Origin of the sequence: Paenibacillus sp. FSL R7-277, from assembly GCF_000517965.1 — a bacterium.
Lineage (GTDB): Bacteria > Bacillota > Bacilli > Paenibacillales > Paenibacillaceae > Paenibacillus_AQ > Paenibacillus_AQ silagei.
This window is the reverse complement of record NZ_ASPX01000037.1, coordinates 81,654-101,034: the sequence shown is the minus strand read 5'-3', so window position 1 is coordinate 101,034 and position 19,381 is coordinate 81,654. Positions and strand designations below refer to the sequence as shown.

Here is a 19,381-nt window from a genome sequence, read left to right as displayed (position 1 = left end):
TAGCTTATGAGACCCAACCTAACCAGGAACAAGCCGGGCAAGCGCAGAAAAAGAATTCTCTTTCTGTTCTTGCCCATTCTATTAATGCTCTTGCTGCTCCTGTGCGCCGGGCGTTTCCTTCCCGTATCGGAGACTCCAAAGCAAGCAGACGTCATCATCATCCTTAGCGGCGGGGGAGGACGGGTGGAGCAAGGGGTTAAGCTGTATAAAGAAGGCTATGCGCCGCAGCTCCTGCTGTCTAACGCTAAGGAGGGGGCCGGTCCCGCCGGTGACATGCGCGAAACAGCCCTCTCCCTGGGAATACCCGAGACGGCGCTTCTGAGCGAAGACGCTGCCGAGAGTACCTACCAGAACGCGCAGCTTACGCTCCCGATTATGAAGCAGCATGGGTTCAAGTCGGCGATTGTGGTGTCGTCGGATTTTCATATGCGGCGGGTGAAGTTTATCTTTGATCATGTGTATAAGAAGTCGGGGATTGAGCTGACTTATATCGGGGCGGACTCGGGCTATAACGCGAAGGCGTGGTGGAGTGACCGGTATAGCCGGGAGACGACTTTTAACGAATACATTAAGATGATTGGCAATGCCTTCGGCTACAATGGCCCGGAAGCGAAGGGTTCGCTGAAGCAGATTAAGCGCTGGTTCCGCAGTGGGTGAAGGAGGGGGAACAGTAGAGGCAGCAGCTTTGCAATTGTGATACCAGGACGACAGAGACCTTATGAGACTACTAGGTGTTTCTGCTGAATCATAACGCCGCGAAGCTGGCGGGATTGCCTGTCCGGAAGTTGCCGGATATAATAACAGGATTCTAACAAAGAAGACATAGACGACGTTCATATGCAGCAGGTTATCTTTTCGATAACCTGCTCTTTATCTTGATTTACCTTAATTAAATTCTCCACCATCCTCTTTATACACCTGACACTACGATATTCAAGGCTTTGATTTTCCCGTTATTAAGCGTGAAGCGGAAATCCAGTGGAATTGGACTGCCTTTGAAATTACCTGAAATGGTGGCGGTGACAACCGTTTCGTCATTTTTCTCCGCACAATTGGTGATTTCAGTCCTACCCGCAGCGTCTCTGTTTGCCTTCACAATGAACTTGCTGATAACTTCGGGACCATGAAATTCTTCTCCATTGTCAACTAATATGGCATCCTCTGCAAAGCAGTTAGCGAGAAGGTCACCGTCAAAGATATCTGAGGCATGATAATAGGCTGCAATAGGCTGCGGCAAAGGAATTGCCCTACTGTTAGAGGAAAGAACATTGTGCAGGCGTGTAATTTTATCCCCTTGCACAGTAAAATGAAAATCAAGATAGAGGGGGTCCGGTAGTCCGGTTTTGTCGTAATTTCCGTCTGATTTTGCGGTAACAACGATCTGCTTGGCATTCTGAACGACATTTATGATTTCTAGTCTTAAGCCTACTTCGAAATAATCGTGGTTGCTCCACTCTTTGATAGCGGTTTTCCCGTGATATTCTTTGCCGGCGTCAAAAACAACGGCATCCTCGGCAAAGATCGAAAGGAAGGCCGCGGGATCATCTGTATTTGTCGCATGAAAATGTTCCTCAACCGGTTGGGGTAATTGAATTTTGTTTATCATAATCATCATTCTCCTTTATAATGTGCGGACAACGCCGCAGTTGATTGTACACTTCTTAATATAAAGGACAAAACCTGACAACAGTCCGTCTGGTTTTGTGTTAAAAAATATGCAAATATGACACACTGGTGTCGTGTTCAGAACGATATACTGTACTTGAATTGAGGTGCTTTAATGCAGATCAGCAGACTTTTCGGCATTGTTTATTACTTACTTGAGAAAAAAGAAACTACGGGGAAAGAGCTTGCCGACCGTTTTGAAGTATCGGTTAGAACAATATATCGCGATATTGAGACATTAAGCAGCGCTGGCATACCTGTCTATACGAATCAAGGCAGAGGCGGCGGAATCGTCATTCTTGACAAATTTATACTCAATAAGTCATTACTTTCTGAAAAAGAACAGGATGAAATACTGCTCGCCTTGCAGAATCTATCAGCAGCGCGGTATCCGGAAATTGAGACTATTCTTTTACGATTAAGCAGCCTTTTCAAAAAGAGTGATGTTAATTGGATTGAATTGGACTTCTCACCCTGGGGAAGTGATGAACGAAACAAAGAAAATTTCCATGCACTAAAAATGGCAATTATAAGTAAACATATTATTATATTCGAATATTTTAATACCTCAGGTGTGAAAAGCTTGCGCAGGGTTGAGCCGAATAAATTGATTTTTAAGGATAAGGCATGGTATTTGAAAGCATATTGCTATGATAAAAGAACATACAGAACATTCAAAATATCCCGTATGGCTAATATTGAAATCACTGAAGAGGTTTTTGAGCAAGAGACATTAGTGGAATCTGCGGCTGAAGCGACAGATAATCAAGTTCAGAAATTTATTGATATTCGGTTAAAAATCTCTCCGGCTGGAGCGTATAGAATATATGATGACTTTAGTGAAAAAGAAATAACAAAACATGAAGATGGATCTTTTACTGTTATCGCATCGATGCCCGAAGGAGATTGGCTTTCAAATTACTTTCTCTCTTATGGTCCGATTATTGAAGCGATGGAGCCTCAAAGTCTACGGGATGCTGTTATGAGCAAGATAGAGGTGATGATGGGGAATTTGAATCGAAAGGGTGGACTTACCTTATGAGACTACTAGAGTCTCTATTTTTTTGCGATCCTGGCAAACCGGTTGCCTGTAGTTCACGGATTAGACTAATCTGCAGCAGTCTGCGTTATTGACCATTGGTATAATGTGACATATTATTACAACTATAAAAGAAATTATATTGGATTCCAGTTAGGTGGTGTTTGCGTGGTCCCTACTACTAGAACGATGATTCGCGATCAATTAGCGTTGTATTTGTCGCAGAAGGGAATGCCTATTAATCAATTCTCGGGACAATCCGGAATTAATTCAGGAACGCTCAGCAGGATACTCAGTGGTCACCAGCCCATTGCTATGAACCATCTGGAGCGAATCACCAAGGCGATGGATCTGCCGGAGGATCATTTTTATAGCTTATACGTGGATGAATGTTTCTATTTCTCGTCACCCACCTGGCGGCGTCTCCGGCCTTTTCTTGTGCGCTCCGCTGAGCTGGGCCGTCTGGATTGCGTTGAACAGGTGGTTCAGAATCTGCTGGAGAATCTGGTCTATGCCCCCATGCTGTTCGAAGTGGCTGAAGGCCTATTTCAAGAGGGGCTGTGGCAAGCTGCTGAATTGCTGTATAAGAATGTGAGTGTCAGTGAGAAGTATCAGAATTCCGAGAGACTCGCGTTATGCCAATACCGTCTGTTCCGTATCGCCATTGGTGATGACCAGGCGCGGAATTTACAGGCTGCGCATCTCTTCGAAGGTTACCTGGACCGGCTGGATGAAGCGGATCAATTGGACGGGTTGAATCATTTGGGTCATGTCTACGGTTCAATGAATCGGTGGCATAAGGTGGATGAACTCGCGAAGAAGATGCTGCAATTAGCGACTCTTCGTTATAATCTTCAGCGCCAGTCGGACCGCAGAGAGAGTAACGAGAAAAAAACCGAGGAACCTCTGTACTTCTATATTCTGTATGCTCAGCTTATCCGTTCAACTGTGTGTGAAGAATTAGGAGACTACAATTCGGCATTAGATTGGGTGTCCCTCTATATGGATGGAAGCTGGATACAGGAGGACAATGAAGAAGCGAAGCGGATTGTAGCTCAGTTCCAGGAGTGGGGTACCGCGAATAGACTGCTCTATCGGGTCATGGGAGGACAATATGAGGCGCTCTCTGACTATGTTGAATATATATCCGCTCGACCAGATGAGATATTTATAGCGTTATACAATATTATCTTGTCTGCTAACCGCTACGATTGGAATGTTGATTATATTCTGGAGCGTTTTGCTTCCTATATTCCTTACCGGACAAATCTTGCAGAGTATGGGATTAATCATAACCAACAAATCATAACCAACCAATACTCGCGATTTCTTGCTGAAATGGCATTCTATTATTTACATAATAAGCGAAAAGAAGGGATTATTTTCATTCTGCAAAGTTTGGAATCATCCGCTAGAATAAATAACGAGAGTAATATCCTCAAATGTGTCGATCTATTCGAGCAGCATCGGCATCTGGCAGATGAAGAAGAGAAAGAGCAATACAAACTTCTAATTAGAGAGGTGCAGGATTTACATGAAAAGAAAATTTATCAAGCTTCTAGCTTCCTGTAGTCTGGCTATTTTAATTATTATACCTGTTGGTACTACTGAGCCCGTAGCAAACAGCAGCACTCAAGCTCTAATTCAAACTATGGGTCACGGTTATGGCGGTTAATGCTTGCCGGGCAGCAATGATATGATATCAAGTAAGTACGCAGACCAAATAACGTTCCCGGTATATCGGGAGCGTTTTTTGATTTGAACGAACTCTTTATAATCCAGTTTACCATATAGTCCCGAACCCCAATAAAATCAACGATTCACTAACAGAGTGTAAGGCATGTACCCCTTTCCTCTATATCAGTTGGTTGGAGCGTTCGAATCCTAGCCGAGCAGAGTATTCATACTTTGACAAATTAATTCATACCAAATACAAATTGTTTTAAAAATTCACTACTGAAAGTCATAGTATAGTCACGGTTTTCTTCTATTAATGACAAGATTCTACAAAATGACCCTCTTTTTCTTATTTTCTTTATCATGTAAAATCTTATTAAGGGATAGCAATGAAAGGAGATGATGGAGAAATTAGCTATTCCTAATAAAAAGTAGGAGGGTATTTTGTGAAAAAGAAATTTTCCATCGCACTTTGTATTGTCTTATTGTTTACAATGTCGATAAGTGGTGTTACTTCAGCTAGTAATATAGAACCTGTTAATAATCTAACGGATACTAAAGTTGAACAACTAAAAGGCTTAGGCTTTAGTGAGGATCAAATTTTAAGTATGCCAGCAGATGTATATAATAGTAAATTCCAGGATCTTAAAGGGGAAGTTATAAGTCAGGTAGAGACTATATCTAAATTCGATGGTAATGGGAATGAGACAGTTTATTTTTCTAAAGAAGAAGCGTATAATGCAATGTTTCAACAATATTTAACTCCATTTTCAGGCGGGTCAAATTCGCACAATGATTCTTGGATTAGCAAAACAATGACCGTTTCCGACCTAGGAAGTAAACAGTACCTCCTTAAATATGATTTTAGATGGCTTAATGCTTTCTGGTTCGCTTTGAAAGATGCAGTGGCTATAACTCATCCTGAAAGTCTTAGCCCAATAGCAAACTCGGAAATAATGGTGTATAGTTATGATAATCCTCACAATGGCCAAACAATTTCAAATTACTATTGGACTGCTCAAGAACAAAAACCGTTCGGTTATGGATTTCAATTCGACTTAGTTGGAGATATTCTTGGTGATGGGACAGTTCAAAATAGAGGATATATGAGTTATAGAGTTAAGGCAACGCCAGATAGTTATGTGGGTTTTGCAAACGCTTACGGACACTACGCGCATAAAACACTTAGTCTTACAACTGGCTTTGGTCTTATACCTGGGGGATTAAATGTTACTCCTTCATCTGCATGGAACAAAGCGACAGATGTTAATGCCCAATTTAGAATTGAGTAGGTGAAAGAGTGCTTATTTGGTTGTATATTGTTCTTCCAATATCGTGTTTTTTATTTCTTTTTAACTTTGTACTTGCGTTTAACAAGATCCGTGAAGGTAAAGGGATTTCTATCCTAAACGTAATTCTGGCTTCAATTGGACTTTATTTAATGATCTTTATCCCATCATGGTTTATTGCTTTGGAAGCTGGAAGAGTATAATTCATGTTCTTTAGTAAAAGATGAAATACGATCTGAGTTAAGATCGTATTTCATCTTTTTTGTGTGCAATCAATTTTATGCAATCAATACTCACGTAACAAAACAAACTATTGGGAAGTTCTATTCGGTTGTTGTGTATTCACTTACTGATTAAGCGCTGGTTCCGCAGGTAAGTGTCTTTTTACAAAAAAAGTAATGCTATTCCCTATTGCCCTCCACAATGCGACAAACAAACCAGGTATCCCGGTCTATAATTAGGAGCAAATCTATTTATAGTCTGGGAGAAATGGACCATGCCTAATTATTATTTTAGGGAAGTGTGGACACCGTTACGCTTGTTCGGGATCAGATTCTACCGGGATGACCAGGACCGGCTGTGGGTGAAGAAGGGGAAGCAGCGGCGGAAGCTGGTACGGAAAGAGGATAATGAGACGATGGAGACCTGAGGGTCTTCATCTTTTTTTATAGGAAATGCAGGTGTATGATGATTCAGTAGACTAGATAGAGAGAAGGAGTTGCGGATATGTTGCCTAAGGAGAAAGTACATAAGTTAAGAGAATGGATGGCGGAGCGCGGGATAGCGGCCTGTGTGGTATTAAGCGGGGATGCGCACATCAGTGAATATGAGGGGGAGCACTGGAAAAGCCGCCGCTGGATTACCGGCTTCACCGGTTCCGCCGGAACGGCTGTGATCACGCTAACGGATGCTGGCTTGTGGACGGATGGCAGGTACTACATTCAGGCGGAGCGGGAGCTGGAAGGCTCGGGCATCCGTCTGTTCCGTATGGCTGAACCGGGCGTCCCGCAATGGGATGAATGGCTGGCAGAGCAATTGTCGCAAGGCGCACGTATGGCGGTAGATGGCAGAACGTTGTCCGTATCCGCTATGAAGGGCTTGCAGGGCAAGCTCGCGGAGAAAGGGATTCAGACGATTACAGACGTCGACCCGGTAGGGGCGATCTGGACGGACAGACCGGCCATTCCGGCCGAGCCGCTAATGCTGCATGATGAACAGTATGCGGGCCTCAGCCGGGTAGATAAGCTGGAGCAGGTCCGGCAGGCGATGAAGCGTAAGGGGGCTGATTATTATGTGCTGTCTGCGCTGGATGATCTCTGCTGGTTGTTCAACATCCGGGGACGGGATATTCCGTTCAATCCGTATGTGACTGCTTTTGCCATAGTAGGGGTACATCACGCAATATTGTTCGCCGGAGGACATAAATCCACCCCGGAAGATAAGGATACGCTGGCCCGGGATGGAGTGGAGATCAAGGAGTATGAGGACATCCTGCCGTTCCTGCAGGCGCTCCCGGAAGCGGCTTCGGTGCTGTACGATCCGAATAAAACCGGATATAGTCTGGCGGCGGCCATCCCGGAATCCGCTTCTATTATGGAAGCGCCGGGTCTTGTGGTGGCCCTTAAGTCGATTAAGAACGAGGTGGAGATCCGTAATATCCGTGATGTCTATTTGAAGGATGCCGTTGCCCTTGTAGGATTGTTCAAATGGCTGCAGGAGACCGTCCCCGTGCGTCCGGTGACAGAGGTGGAAGCAGACCAGAGGGGGCTGGAGCTGCGGCGGCGGCAGCCGTTATTCGCTGAGCTGAGCTTTTCCAGTATCTCTGCTTACGGCGCGAATGCTGCGATGATGCACTACTCGCCGTCCGCCGACCATCCGGTAGAGTTGGAAGCCAAAGGCCTGTATCTGCTGGATTCGGGCGCACACTTCCAGAACGGGACAACGGATATCACCCGCACGCTGGCGCTTGGCCCGCTGACGGATGAGGAGAAGAGAGATTTTACACTGGTGCTGAAGTCTGTGATTGCGCTCTCTACGGCCAAGTTCCTCTATGGCTCCACCGGATCTACGCTCGATATTCTCGCCCGCAAGCCGATGTGGGACCATGGCCTCGATTACAAGTGTGGAACCGGACATGGTGTGGGCTATTACTCCAATGTGCATGAAGAGCCGCAGCGGTTCAGCTTCAAGCCGAATGAGGTCCGCCTGGAGCCTGGGATGATTATTACGGTAGAGCCGGGAGTCTATAAGGAAGGCCGTCATGGTATCCGTACGGAGAACACGCTGCTGATTACGGAGGATGTGACTACGGAGTTCGGAAGATTCCTTAAATTTGAAGACCTCTGTTATTTACCGATAGACCTCCGGGCGATTGAGCCGTCTATGCTAAGCAGCGAGGAGCTGGATTGGGTGAACCATTATCATGCTGAGGTGTACGATAAGCTGGCTCCGCTGCTGGATGAGGAGCACCGGCTGTGGCTGAAGCGGGAGACGGCGGCTTTGGTGTTGTGAGGAATAGTAGAATTGAAACGGCGGGGACCTTGGGGTCTTCGTCTTTTTTATATGTTTTTGGAATTTATTTTAGACAAAATATGACAAAAACCCGGCGTGAAGTTAACTTTCCGGGACCCTGTTAAGGAAGTAATAGACATTTTCGCGAAAAAAATGTAACATCCTTGTTGTGAGTCTTCTGAATAGGATTAACTGGGGAGGGAGTAATAATCTAACTATAAGTTAAAGTGTATGGATTGAACTGGGGAGAAGGAGATGTAATATGTATTCGAAGAAATTAAGAACGGCAGTTTCCATGGTTATGGTCGTATTATTATCGTTTTTAAGTGTGCTTGAGGTATCAGCCGCCCCGTTCAGGGCAGGGGTAGTCTCTAACGACAGGCTCCCGGACGGGACACAAAGGATTACGGTCAATAGTGTAGTAGATGTGACTTATAGCGATCTTAAGGTTCTAAATGAGGTTAAGTTCGTACTTATGAAAGAAGATGCCCAGATAGCCAGTAAGGTGAAGGCGAGAAGTGAAGCCAAGCTGACTGTGCTGGATGCAGTGTATACTTCTATGGAGTACAATTATCTTTCTTTTGAAGGGCTGGCTGCCGGTGAGGAATATTCTCTTCATGCCGAATATACGGGCGAGCAGGGGCTGGTGGTGACACTCCCGCAGAGCATCCGGGTGCCTTCAGCTACGGGGATTGAAATCTCTGTAGAACGGATGACTAAGGATTCCAATACATATGAAAGTGCTACACAATCGGAGATCCGCAGCGATGATAAGAATGTAAGGCTTACCATCCTGAATAATGGTGTTCCGCTTGTGAATGGGTCTGTGGCGGTATGGATGAATTATCAGTCTTACAACTATACCACGGATGCGAACGGACAGATTCAGCTTAGGGATAATCATCAATTATCTATGAATAGTCCGGTAATGTTCGTATTGCTTAAGCAGGGAAGCGAACAGTATGAGGCTAAGCCTATCTATGTAACTGATCGGGAGCAAGCGGGTACATATATGGTGGCTGTCCGTTATCTGGATGCCAAGGGGAAGCTGTTCACTCAGCCGTTCCTGACTAACTCCGGACTCAGTGGAATGGTGAATCAGTTTGCGGTGCCGGGATATACGGTGCTGGTATTCAGAACGGGAGAGGTGTCTGGAGACTATAAAGCTTATATAGCCACTGAGGACCGTGAAGCTTACATGTTCCAGCTTCCTGCCTCTTCATTGTACGCAACGGAAGACGGGCTACACAAAGAAATCATCAAGGATGCCAGTGACTACAGCCGGATCAGCTTCCGTGCCTCCTTGGACGGTGAGCCTGTATATGTAGAGAACTATTCTCTCATTGATAATACCAGGTACAAGCAGATTGGCGATGCAAGAGGTGCTAAGCTCTTTTTCGGGCAAAGTATCTATCTTGAGAAGAATAAGGAATATGAATTCACGTCGCTTGCTAGAAATCGTGATACCGGCGTCAATATCTTATTCCGCAATAAAATCACTCCGACTGAAGCAAAACATGAAATATTCTATGATGGACATTCCCGGGATTTCAGCAAGCTGCAACTTCAGATACCGGCTATGGGGATGGGGCGTGGTAAAATAAACATTTCTTATCTGAACGAAAGATATAACTATAACCAGATCAGTATGAATCTTGCTGTAGGCGATCATCTGTATGTACCTAAGGGTGAAGAAATTCACCGCTTGACGGCAAACACTACTTTTGGCGGTGCGGATTCTAACAGCAATCCGAATGAACTTGTATTGAGTTCATACTTCACTCCGTCAGATAATGAGTATACCATCCGTGGAGGCAGTACTTATAAGGCCGGAATCAGCTTCCGGGTTCCGGGTTCCAATTATTATGACGAGGCTGAACTCCGCAATCAGGTAGTTCTGGGCGAGAGTGTAGATGTTCTGGTGAAGGTGACAGATGAGTACGAGAATCGTCTTGATCTCAGCAGTAATTATAAGCTGGTCATCACAGATGAGAGCGGTGCAGTGATCTCGGATGACTCTCTGTATTGGTCTACTGAGGAACAGGAAGGCAATCCGCAGCGAATCAACATGCGGAATTGGAAGCCTGCCAAATCAGGCACGTATAAGGTTCAATTATTCCCAAACACCTGGATAAATAATGGTTATGTTCAGGGGGACTTGCTGAGTGAGGCTGAGCTGAAGGTTCTGCCGAAGAACGAATTGGATATTGAGATTAGAGGCAATGACGGCAAGCTGGTGGATCTGGTAGACAAGCCATACCTGACCGATGACCAGGCGCAGAAGGTAACGATTACTGTACGCCAGCATGATACGGGTGCCCAGGGGCAACCGGTGGCAGGAGTGCAGATCCGCCGTTATGAGGAGGTGCTTGGCACCACCGATGAGCAGGGAACGTTCACCATTCCGGCTGACAAGGCTTCTTATATAGGTGAGCTGTATTTTAAGAAGACTGATTATTTAGCTAAAAGTGTGTACGTAGCGATCATTGATCCGCAATCGCAGGCTGTCATCCGTGTACGGGGTCTCGATAAGGCGGAAGGCGGGAACTATGCGGGCGGGATTCCGCTCGATAATGCGAATATCCAGGCTATAGTGAAAAGAAGCGACGGAACTTCTGCTACCGCCTCTTCTTACATTCGCACTCCCGGATCACAGGGATTCCTGGTAGTAGATTCTCCTTCTGCCGTAGATGTTGATTTCATACGCTACAACAGAAGCCATAATGGAGTGGAGTCCAAATATGGTTACTACATGTATGGCTCCATTAACACAGAACCCGGCAAGGATTATTCGCTGGTGCTGGATGCAAGACAAGAGCTTCAGGAAGTCAGCAAGGTTCTATTAGATCAGCCGACAGATGAGTTGTATGTGGTGCGGCGGGACTTGGCAGGGGCGGATTATATCCCTTATGTTATCGACAGTAATCCTGCAGATGAGAATTATTTCTACGCAACTCAAGGAACCTATAGCATGCTGGCACATACCCGGTCGGACACTTTTGTATACCGTGATCAGGTGGTAATCGGTGCAGGAGACAATAGCTTGTCGATGGATGATAGTGCGTCCGCGCTGGCTACGCTGGTGGCGCCTGAATCGGGGACAATCTATGCGGTTAAATATACGACTGCGGGCCAATCGACACTCCAGGGCTATGCGTTCAATGCCAATCAGGTACAAGTTACCCCTGGCGATGTAGTAGTATCTGTAGACCAAATCAAGGGTGCCATCGAATACCAGTACGATATTCATTTCGCACCTGGAACGCTGCAAGCAGGCACACTAACCCAGATTGCGCCACCGGCCTTGAAAGGGCTGGATATTGTAGGGTTGCAGAATGGAAAATTAATCCGGCCCGCAGGTACGACCTTGCTTGAGATTGGACTGGTCGATACGGCAGGCAACTCCATCGGACAAATCAAGAAGCCGCAAATTCTGGTTGCCAATGGCGGATCAAGCAGAGGCAGCAAGAGTCTGTCCCCGGACAAGGCTACCTATGAGCTTCAGGACGAAGCGGGGAAAGTGCTCTCTACAGAGACGATACAAGGCTACCCGCTAATGGCGGTCTCTTATAATTATGCAGATAAAAAATTTTTGACGGACGGTACTTATGTGATCAAAGCTTCGATGACTATTGATGGACAGACCTATACCCTGGACAAAAAAGTAATCCTGGAGTCGTCTGGAGGTACTGTGGTTAATCCGGCCCCGAACCCGCCGGGAAGCGATAATGGTGGTAGCGGCGGCAACACCGGTACGAATCCAAATCCTGCACCGGCACCAGGAGGAAGCGGGCCGGGAGCACCTGGACCAGCAGCAACACCGGCTGCTCCGGCTCCGGCTGCGGCAACAGGGAATGACGCGAATGTTCAGCAGCAGAATGACAAGCTGCAGGACTTGCTGAAGAATACTTCCGGCTCTGCGGCAGAGAAGGCTTCGGCGGCCCAGAATGCGCTGTCCAGCATTGCCGAGTCACTCAAATCGGCTAACACGCCTGCACAGGCTGAACAGAACAGTAAGAGTCTGTCTCAGGCCATGGGCACAGCAGCGCAGCTGCTGGGAACTATTCAGGATTCCTCAGAGAAACAGAAGATTGTGAGTTCAATTACTCAATTGATAGGAAGTGCGCCTTATTTACTGAACAAGCTGGATAGCTCCAGCAAGGCAGTAGAGGTTGCCCAGGCCCTTATTAATAATGCGGCTGCGGTGCTGAATAACGCGCAGGGCATCAAGGCTGAAGAGGTTCAGAAGCTGAAGGATGCTGTTATTCATTCCAGCCAGGCCGCGCTTAACAAGGCTGGCGAAGTTACAATTACCAAAGAAAATGTAGCTGTAGAAGGAAATGCCGTCTCTTCACAGCTGGATGCGGGATTCATCAGCGCACAGATTGAAACGGCCAAGCAGGCATTAGCATCAGTCGCTGGAGAGCTGACAAGCAAGCTTGGGGCCGGAACAGCTGCTGACCTCAAGCTGAGCCTGACGGTGAAGGTACCTCCGGTGGATAAAGGGATTCATAAGCTCAACACCACGCTTCCCTCCGAGATTCTTACCCTGGTGCGGGAGAATGATATTGCCGGATTGAAGATTCAAATGGATCAGACGGCATTCACCATTGAGCCGGATACCTTCGGTAAGGTTGAGGCAGGCCAGAAGATTAATCTGGCAGCAGAAGTTGTACAGAATGCTGTGATTACCAAACCCCGTCAGGCAGAACCGCTGGCTAACATCCCAGTGATGGAATTCAGTGCTTCTGTTGGCGGCCAGCCGGTGAAGAGCTTCGCTAAGCCGATCGATGTGACCTTTGATGTGTCAGCCATTGATATTTCGAAATATTCGGAGGCGAATCTGGAGAATCTGACCGTGTACGTCCTGAATGAGAAGAGTCTTACCTGGGAAGCGGTTGGGGGTAAATATGATCCTGTTACTCAAACTGTAACTGCGCCGAGAGGACACTTCAGCAAGTACACTGTGATGCTTGGAGCTGCTGCATTCACAGATGTGCCTGCCAGTCACTGGGCAGTGAAAGAGATCAATTACCTGTTGACCAAGGGAATCCTGGACGAAGGCGGAGCATTTGCTCCATCTGACAAGATTACCCGCGAGCAGTTCGCGGCAATGATCGCCAGAGCTTACGGACTGAATGGTGAGGGAGTGGTCTTGCCGTTTAAGGATATCAAGACAACGAATCCTTATGCGGATGAGATTGCTGCGGCTTATGCAGCCGGGATCATTAACGGCAAATCACCGGCAGCTTTTGACCCTGAGGCAACCATCACACGTGAAGAGATTGCAACAATGCTTGCACGTGCACTTACAGCGTATAACGGTAAATCGGCTGTTACCCAGCCGGAAGCATTGATTGCCTCCTTCACAGATGGAGCCAAAATATCGAAATGGGCGGCATCCAGTGTGGCATTGACCAAGAGTATGCATCTGTTCGAAGGCTTCGGGGATCAGAGCTTCCGTCCTGCCCAGACCGCCAGTAAAGCAGAGGCGGCGGCCTTGATCTACCGGTTATATCAGTTGAAATACTGAATGATATCTAAACTCAAAAAAGCAGCGGTTCTCCCGGTATTGGAGAATCGCTGCTTTGTGTTGTGGTCAAAAGTCTGAGCTGTATAACTACAGGATCACTCCCGCCTCCGCTCAGGAATCACAAAGGATACCGTAGTGCCAACTTCGGGCTGGCTGCGGATGACGAGGCCTTCGCCGTAGAGCTGAGTCAGGCGCCGGTTGGTGTTCAGCAGGCCGATGCCGCGGTGGGCCTGGAAGGTGTCGTCGAGCAGACGGGCCACCTGTTCCCCGCTCATGCCCTTGCCGTTGTCCTCCACTTCGAAGGAGGTGTATCCCTTCTGGCGGTGAATGCGGACCTGGAGCTTGCCTCCGGCTTTGCGGCTCAGCAGGCCGTGTCTGACGGCGTTCTCCACCAGCGGCTGTAGGGTGAGCGGAGGAAGCAGCAGCTCGATGCCGGGATCAACCTCCCATTCGATCTGCAGACGTTCCTCGAAGCGGGCCTTCTCAATGAAGAGATAGGATTCTACCAGCTCCAGCTCATGGGATAATCCGACGAGCTGCTGCGAGTTCATATAATCGAAGCTGATGCGCAGGTAGGAGGAGAAGGCTTCTCCGAGATCGCGCATCTTCGGCTGGTCGAATTCACTCAGCGCCATCAGTGCGTTCAGCGTGTTAAACAGGAAGTGCGGCTGAATCTGTGCCTGCAGGTAAGCTGCCTCCATCCGCAGGCTCTGGTTGATGGACTGCTTCAGTCCGGTCAGCGAGCGGACCCGGTACTTCAGCTCCAGCGCGTCCACCGGCTTGGCGACATAATCGTTGGCCCCGGCCAGGAAGCCGGTATAGATGTCCGCCGGCTGGTTGCGGGCGGTGAGCAGCAGGATCGGCAGCTCCGAGAGGGAGAAGCGCTGCCGGACGATCCGTGTTAATTCATAGCCGGACATATACGGCATCATCACATCGGCGATCAGCAGATCCCACGGCTCGGTGCCAAGCAGCTCCAAGGCTTCCCCGGCGCTGGTGGCGGTGACCAATTGATAGTGCTCTGCCGAGAGCATGCTGGAGAGCACCTTCAGATTGACCGGATCATCATCGACAGCCAGGATCAGAGACTTGGCCGACTGAGAGGCGTCCTGTATCTGCGGCGGAGCCGTTAACTCTATAGGGACTGTGAGATTGCGGATATCGGACTGTTGTAATAGCAGCCGGTTCTCCTCAAGCAGCAATCCCTTCAGATCCGTGTTGTCCGGCTGCCTTGCGGCATCTGTATCCTGACCTGTCCTCTCCCGGGCCCCGGCAGAGGAGGCCAGCGGAAGAGTGAAGGTGAACACGGACCCTTTTCCCGGCTCAGAGTCTAGTGTAAGGTCTCCCCCGTGCAGCTCCGTCAGCTGCTTGCTGATGCTTAAGCCCAGACCGATGCCGCCTCCGTCAATGATGCCTTTGCTGCCCTGTTCATAGGGCGAGAAGATCCGCGCCTGCGTCTCCTTGTCGATCCCTGCCCCGGTATCGGCTACACTAATCCAAGCAAGCTTGCCGTCGTTAACGGCGGAGACGGTGACTGTTCCGGCCTGCGTGTATTTGATGGCATTGTGCAGCAGGTTATACAGAATCTGCACAATCCGCTTCTCATCGCCCCAGACCGGGGGCAATGAAGCAGGCAGCTCATTACGCAGCTGCAGGCGTTTGCCCTCGATCATGAATTCGAACATCCCCAGTACGCCCGAGACCAGTGAACCCATGGCCAGCGGCTCACGCTGCAGCACAATCCGCTTCTCCTGCAGACGGGTCACATCGAGCAGATCGTTAAGCATCAGGGACATCCTGTGGCTGATCGTAATGAGCAGCTCCAGATCCTTAGAGCTCTGTTCGTCCAGCACCTGTTGTTCCTTGGAGGCTACAGTCTGGGCAATGCTGATAATGCCGTGCAGCGGTGTCCGCAGCTCATGGGAGGTATTCGCCAGGAATTCGTCCTTCTTCTGGTCGCTCTCCTTCAGTTGCTGGTTGAGCAGCCGGTTCTCCTCTGCATTGCGGAAGTACCGCTTGAACCAGTAGGAGGAGAAGCCAATAATTGCGGCAATGACATCTATAGGATAATACAGGATACTTCCCTTGGCATTGGATTCCATGGCCCCGCCAATGACGCTGGAGCCGATAGCGGCGGCAGCAAACAGCAGGAAGAATGAATCCTGCTCCTGCCGCATCACCATCCGGCCTATAGAATAGATGACTCCGACTACCGGAAGCAGGTAGAGGACGGAGAAGAACAGTCTGGCATAGACCACGTAATGTGCCGGTAAGATCAGAACATAGGCGGTATAGACCAGGAGACCCAGCAGATAGATTTTGAACAGACGGCCGGGGCGCTCGTAGGCAGAGAAGCTGCGCGTCAGCAGTAGCATGAACAGAGACAACGCAGGGTAGGCCAGCATTTTGAGCTTCAGTGCCCAGGTATAGTTAATGGGGAACCAGAGCAGGAGAATCGTATCGTTATCGGCTACAATGGTAGTTGCTACTGCCATCAGCAGGAGGAAGAAGAGCAGGAACGCCCGCTGCTTCCGGTTAAAAAAGAATAAAATCCCCGCATACAGCGCATGCAGCAGCATGATCATGAACGCCACCAGCTGGAAGCCGAGTGAATACATCCGTTCGCTATCCACCGCTGCTTGGGAGCCGAAACGGATCGACCTCACAATCCCGCCCTCCAGCGGATGGTCGTAGTTGGCTGCCCGGACGAGGAGAACAATCTCCTGTCTTCCCGGATTCTCGTAGGCTGCGGTGTAAGAGACCGCCTTAGGGATATAGTCCCCGCTATCCGTGGACAGCTTCCCGAAGCTGGTCTCTCTCTGCTCGTTAATATCGATGCTGGAGGTGGCCTGAATCCGCTGAATCCAGAAGCCGTAAGATTCGGTCTGTGACGGGTCTATAAGGATGCGCAGCTTGTATGTACCATAGCCCAGAGAGGATTGCTCCCCTTCCGGGAAGCCGCTGCTCCAGTCACCTGGAACCTGGACAACATGCGGTGTGGCCGCAGCAAGTAGGGCGGAATCCTCATAGCCCAGGAGCTGGCCGGGATAGAACTCCCATTCTCCATCCAGCTGAATGGACGGGGAATTCACGAAGTCCCAGCCCCGCATATCCAGCACACCTTGCTGTGCCTCGGGATGCTCAGACGCCGTATTGGCATTGAACCACAGATCGCGCAGACTGATCAGAATGGTTAAGTAGAGAAGCAGCAATAGAGCATGCTTAGGGTTGAATCTGGCTTTTGTCTTCATTAGGTGTGTACTCATCGAGGTTATCTTCATCATACGGTTTCAATTCGACATCTGTGATAGTTATCCTGCTTACCCCCAAATGCCAATTAGCAGAATTCCGCAGAAAATGACAACCGAGCATATCATCCGCCGCAGGCCCTGCCGCTCCTTCAAGAGCAGCACACCGAGGAGCGTAGCGAATATGGTTCCGATCTCTCTCAGCGGGCTGATGTGGGCGAGCGGTGCTTGCTGAAGTGCGAACAGGAACAGCAGATAGGAGCCCGGATTCAGCACGCTGCCCAGCAGGATGGTGAATTTGTTGCGGCGCCACTCTTCAAGCAGCTTCCGCGATCTCAGGACCGCGGGTGTCAGTCCGGCAACGAAGCCGATATTGGTCACCTCAAGCAGCGCCAGCGGCGACATATGCTGAAGGTTCAGCTTATCGACGAATACGTAGCAGGTGGTGCATAATCCTACGCAGAGGGCCATGAGTATCGGTGTGTAGTAGCCTAAGGTGGTGCCGGAGCCGGAGGAAGCCGGGAGGCTTCTTCTTGCGCCAATTCCGCTGAGGACAGCGAAGCCGCCGAGCATGCAGCAGATCCCGATCCAGCCGTAGACAGACAATGATTCCTTCAGGAAAATAACGCCTATCAACGGGATCAGCAGCGTGCTCGTTCCCCGCATTACCGGGTAGATCTGGGACAGGTCGCCCATCTCATAGGTTATGGATAAAAGCCAGGAATACAAGGCCTGCAGCGCTACAGAGAGTAGCAGCAGGGCGTAAGCACCGGCGGCCAGCGGCTGTGTCCACAGCTCGATAAGCAGGACCGGCAGCAGCAGCACTGTGGAGACCATCATGATCGACCACAGGAAGATACTTTTATTCAGGCTTCTTTTGGTGAACATGCTCCACACCGCGTGGCACATTCCGGAAGCCAGCACCAAAAGAATTGGCAGGAGCATGGATAGTCAACCCCTCAGGAAGTAGTTAGTGTTGTGAATCGGCAGCAGAGAGAGGTATATGGGCAGGCTGTTCAGTGCACCGGGAGCCGTCTGCCAGCCGGAGCCAGGTATCGAAGGACGGATGGTCCTGCTCTAGACGGATGACGCGGGCGCCTCGCTTGAGGTTGTCGTGCCCGTAAGTATTATAGCCGGTTGCCCGGCCATAGCTGAGGCGGATGCCATGCAGCGTACCGGTGAAATCATTGATATGGTCATGTCCGCAAAAGGTGCCTGCCACATCGCCCATCTCTACGAGCGTAGCGAATAAGCCTGAATTCAGAACCGGAGCACAGACCCGTTCATACTTGTGTCCATAACAGACTTCGGTGTTCCACATCTCGTCATATTCGGGCAGCGGGATATGGAAGAACGCCAGCGCAGGCCGCTTCCCTTGACCTTCTCCGGGATTCAGCCGCGCAGACTGCTCTGCCAGCCAATCCATCTGGTTGCGCCGGACCCAGCTATACCCGGGAATCTGCTCCAGCGGAGAGTAAGCGCCCGTATCGAGCATATAGAGGATGGCTCCCGCATGATTGCCCGCGCCCTCAATCTCCAGGACGTAATTGCTTGAACCTGCCAGCTCTGCCGGACCAGCCTCAGCCAGACACTGCGGAGATTCCTGCGCAATCTCCATCAGCTCGCTGTAGGTCACTCCATTCTCCGTGTCATGGTTGCCGAATACGAACGCCCAAGGCACACCGGAATTCACTACAGCAGCCACGGCATCGCGGAAGGCCTGCTTGGGGTCCTGGCAAGGAAGCTCGCCTTCACGGACCGGGCCCGTATAGATCGTATCCCCTGTGAAAATAACCAGGTCCGGCTGCTCCGCCTTCAGCACCAGCTCCATCAGCTCCCGGGTCTGCTGATCCTCTGCTCTTCCATCCATCCAGTGCAGGTCGGTGAACTGTACGATGGTGAAGGTACCGTCTGGCCGAAATGATAATTTACTGTTCATGCGGGAAATCCCCTCTCTTGTCAATCCGATTATGGGTTAAGCGGTAAGGCGTGTGGTGATGTAATAGTGCGGTGTTTGTTGATTCAATGTGTTGTTGATTCGTGTTTCTTTATGTTGTTTCATGTTGATTTTAGGCTCGGATGGTTATTCTGTCAAGCTTCATTTCGTGCTGGTTGTATTCTCTGCAATAGAATTAGCACGAGATTAGGCAAAAGCTCATTCTGCTGTAGTTCATACATTAGATTTCACTAATATAGCTTCAAAACCTCTTCTTAGCAGAATTCTAGTGTACAAAGTGCAGCAGAGGCTATTTTTCGGAAGATTTTGGAGTAATCTGCTGTATAAAGTACAATGTGTGCCACACCTACATGCCTACCAAGGATTTTTCTGTGGTAAGGGGTCCGCATTGACAAGTGGAATTCAGATTCATATACTGGTGAAAACAACATCAATGCACTAGAAACAACATTCCAACTAGAG

The 19,381-nt window shown here is 49.1% G+C and carries 11 protein-coding genes; 7 read left to right on the top strand and 4 right to left on the bottom strand.

Annotated features, from left to right (window positions below; translation table 11 throughout):
• Positions 1-6 precede the first annotated feature (6 nt).
• Positions 7-657: a YdcF family protein gene (locus C173_RS14670; RefSeq protein WP_036725989.1), complete on the top strand. Its 651-nt coding sequence runs from the start codon at positions 7-9 to the stop codon at positions 655-657.
• 253 nt (positions 658-910) lie between these two features.
• Here C173_RS14670 and C173_RS34680 read toward each other — a convergent pair whose 3' ends face one another.
• Positions 911-1,606, bottom strand: a complete 696-nt coding sequence (locus C173_RS34680; RefSeq protein WP_200869544.1) for a nuclear transport factor 2 family protein — start codon at positions 1,604-1,606, stop codon at positions 911-913.
• Between the two features lie 174 nt (positions 1,607-1,780).
• On the opposite strand from C173_RS34680, the gene C173_RS14655 reads away from it, so the two are divergent.
• The 6 genes from C173_RS14655 (at position 1,781) to C173_RS14635 (ending at position 13,714) form a co-directional block, all read left to right on the top strand.
• Positions 1,781-2,707 (top strand): helix-turn-helix transcriptional regulator, encoded by a 927-nt coding sequence (locus C173_RS14655; RefSeq protein WP_036725988.1) that lies wholly within the window; start codon positions 1,781-1,783, stop codon positions 2,705-2,707.
• A 165-nt stretch (positions 2,708-2,872) separates the two neighbouring features.
• The gene (locus C173_RS14650) at positions 2,873-4,276 is read left to right on the top strand and encodes a helix-turn-helix domain-containing protein (protein ID WP_081751182.1); all 1,404 of its coding nucleotides are present in this window, start codon (positions 2,873-2,875) and stop codon (positions 4,274-4,276) included.
• Positions 4,277-4,827: 551 nt separating this feature from the next.
• Positions 4,828-5,673 carry a hypothetical protein gene (locus C173_RS14645; RefSeq protein ID WP_036725986.1) on the top strand — a complete coding sequence of 282 codons (846 nt, stop codon included), beginning with the start codon at positions 4,828-4,830 and terminating at the stop codon, positions 5,671-5,673.
• 493 nt (positions 5,674-6,166) lie between these two features.
• A complete protein-coding gene (locus C173_RS34245) occupies positions 6,167-6,319 on the top strand; it encodes a hypothetical protein (RefSeq protein ID WP_155991469.1) in 153 nt (50 codons plus the stop codon).
• Positions 6,320-6,396: 77 nt separating this feature from the next.
• On the top strand, positions 6,397-8,181 hold the full coding sequence (locus tag C173_RS14640; RefSeq protein WP_036725985.1) for an aminopeptidase P family protein: 1,785 nt from the start codon (positions 6,397-6,399) through the stop codon (positions 8,179-8,181).
• A gap of 262 nt (positions 8,182-8,443) precedes the next feature.
• Complete coding sequence (locus C173_RS14635) at positions 8,444-13,714, top strand: S-layer homology domain-containing protein (RefSeq protein ID WP_036725983.1); 5,271 nt, start codon at positions 8,444-8,446, stop codon at positions 13,712-13,714.
• Between the two features lie 95 nt (positions 13,715-13,809).
• On the opposite strand, the gene C173_RS14630 is transcribed toward C173_RS14635, so the two are convergent.
• The 3 genes from C173_RS14630 to C173_RS14620 all read right to left on the bottom strand — a co-directional run bounded on the left by C173_RS14630 (position 13,810) and on the right by C173_RS14620 (position 18,901).
• The gene (locus C173_RS14630; RefSeq protein ID WP_081751181.1) at positions 13,810-16,965 is read right to left on the bottom strand and encodes a hybrid sensor histidine kinase/response regulator; all 3,156 of its coding nucleotides are present in this window, start codon (positions 16,963-16,965) and stop codon (positions 13,810-13,812) included.
• A gap of 69 nt (positions 16,966-17,034) precedes the next feature.
• On the bottom strand, positions 17,035-17,907 hold the full coding sequence (locus tag C173_RS14625) for a DMT family transporter (protein WP_036725981.1): 873 nt from the start codon (positions 17,905-17,907) through the stop codon (positions 17,035-17,037).
• 25 nt (positions 17,908-17,932) lie between these two features.
• Positions 17,933-18,901, bottom strand: a complete 969-nt coding sequence (locus C173_RS14620) for a metallophosphoesterase family protein (RefSeq protein ID WP_036725980.1) — start codon at positions 18,899-18,901, stop codon at positions 17,933-17,935.
• Positions 18,902-19,381 lie beyond the last annotated feature (480 nt).

Bases quoted from the DNA above. Each gene is read 5' to 3' on its own strand.
- C173_RS14630 (WP_081751181.1), bottom strand. From the start codon at position 16,965: ATGAAGACAAAAGCCAGATTCAACCCTAAGCATGCTCTATTGCTGCTT.
- C173_RS14670 (WP_036725989.1), top strand. From the start codon at position 7: ATGAGACCCAACCTAACCAGGAACAAGCCGGGCAAGCGCAGAAAAAGA.
- C173_RS14620 (WP_036725980.1), bottom strand. From the start codon at position 18,901: ATGAACAGTAAATTATCATTTCGGCCAGACGGTACCTTCACCATCGTA.
- C173_RS14655 (WP_036725988.1), top strand. From the start codon at position 1,781: ATGCAGATCAGCAGACTTTTCGGCATTGTTTATTACTTACTTGAGAAA.
- C173_RS34680 (WP_200869544.1), bottom strand. From the start codon at position 1,606: ATGATAAACAAAATTCAATTACCCCAACCGGTTGAGGAACATTTTCAT.
- C173_RS14635 (WP_036725983.1), top strand. From the start codon at position 8,444: ATGTATTCGAAGAAATTAAGAACGGCAGTTTCCATGGTTATGGTCGTA.
- C173_RS14640 (WP_036725985.1), top strand. From the start codon at position 6,397: ATGTTGCCTAAGGAGAAAGTACATAAGTTAAGAGAATGGATGGCGGAG.
- C173_RS34245 (WP_155991469.1), top strand. From the start codon at position 6,167: ATGCCTAATTATTATTTTAGGGAAGTGTGGACACCGTTACGCTTGTTC.
- C173_RS14625 (WP_036725981.1), bottom strand. From the start codon at position 17,907: ATGCTCCTGCCAATTCTTTTGGTGCTGGCTTCCGGAATGTGCCACGCG.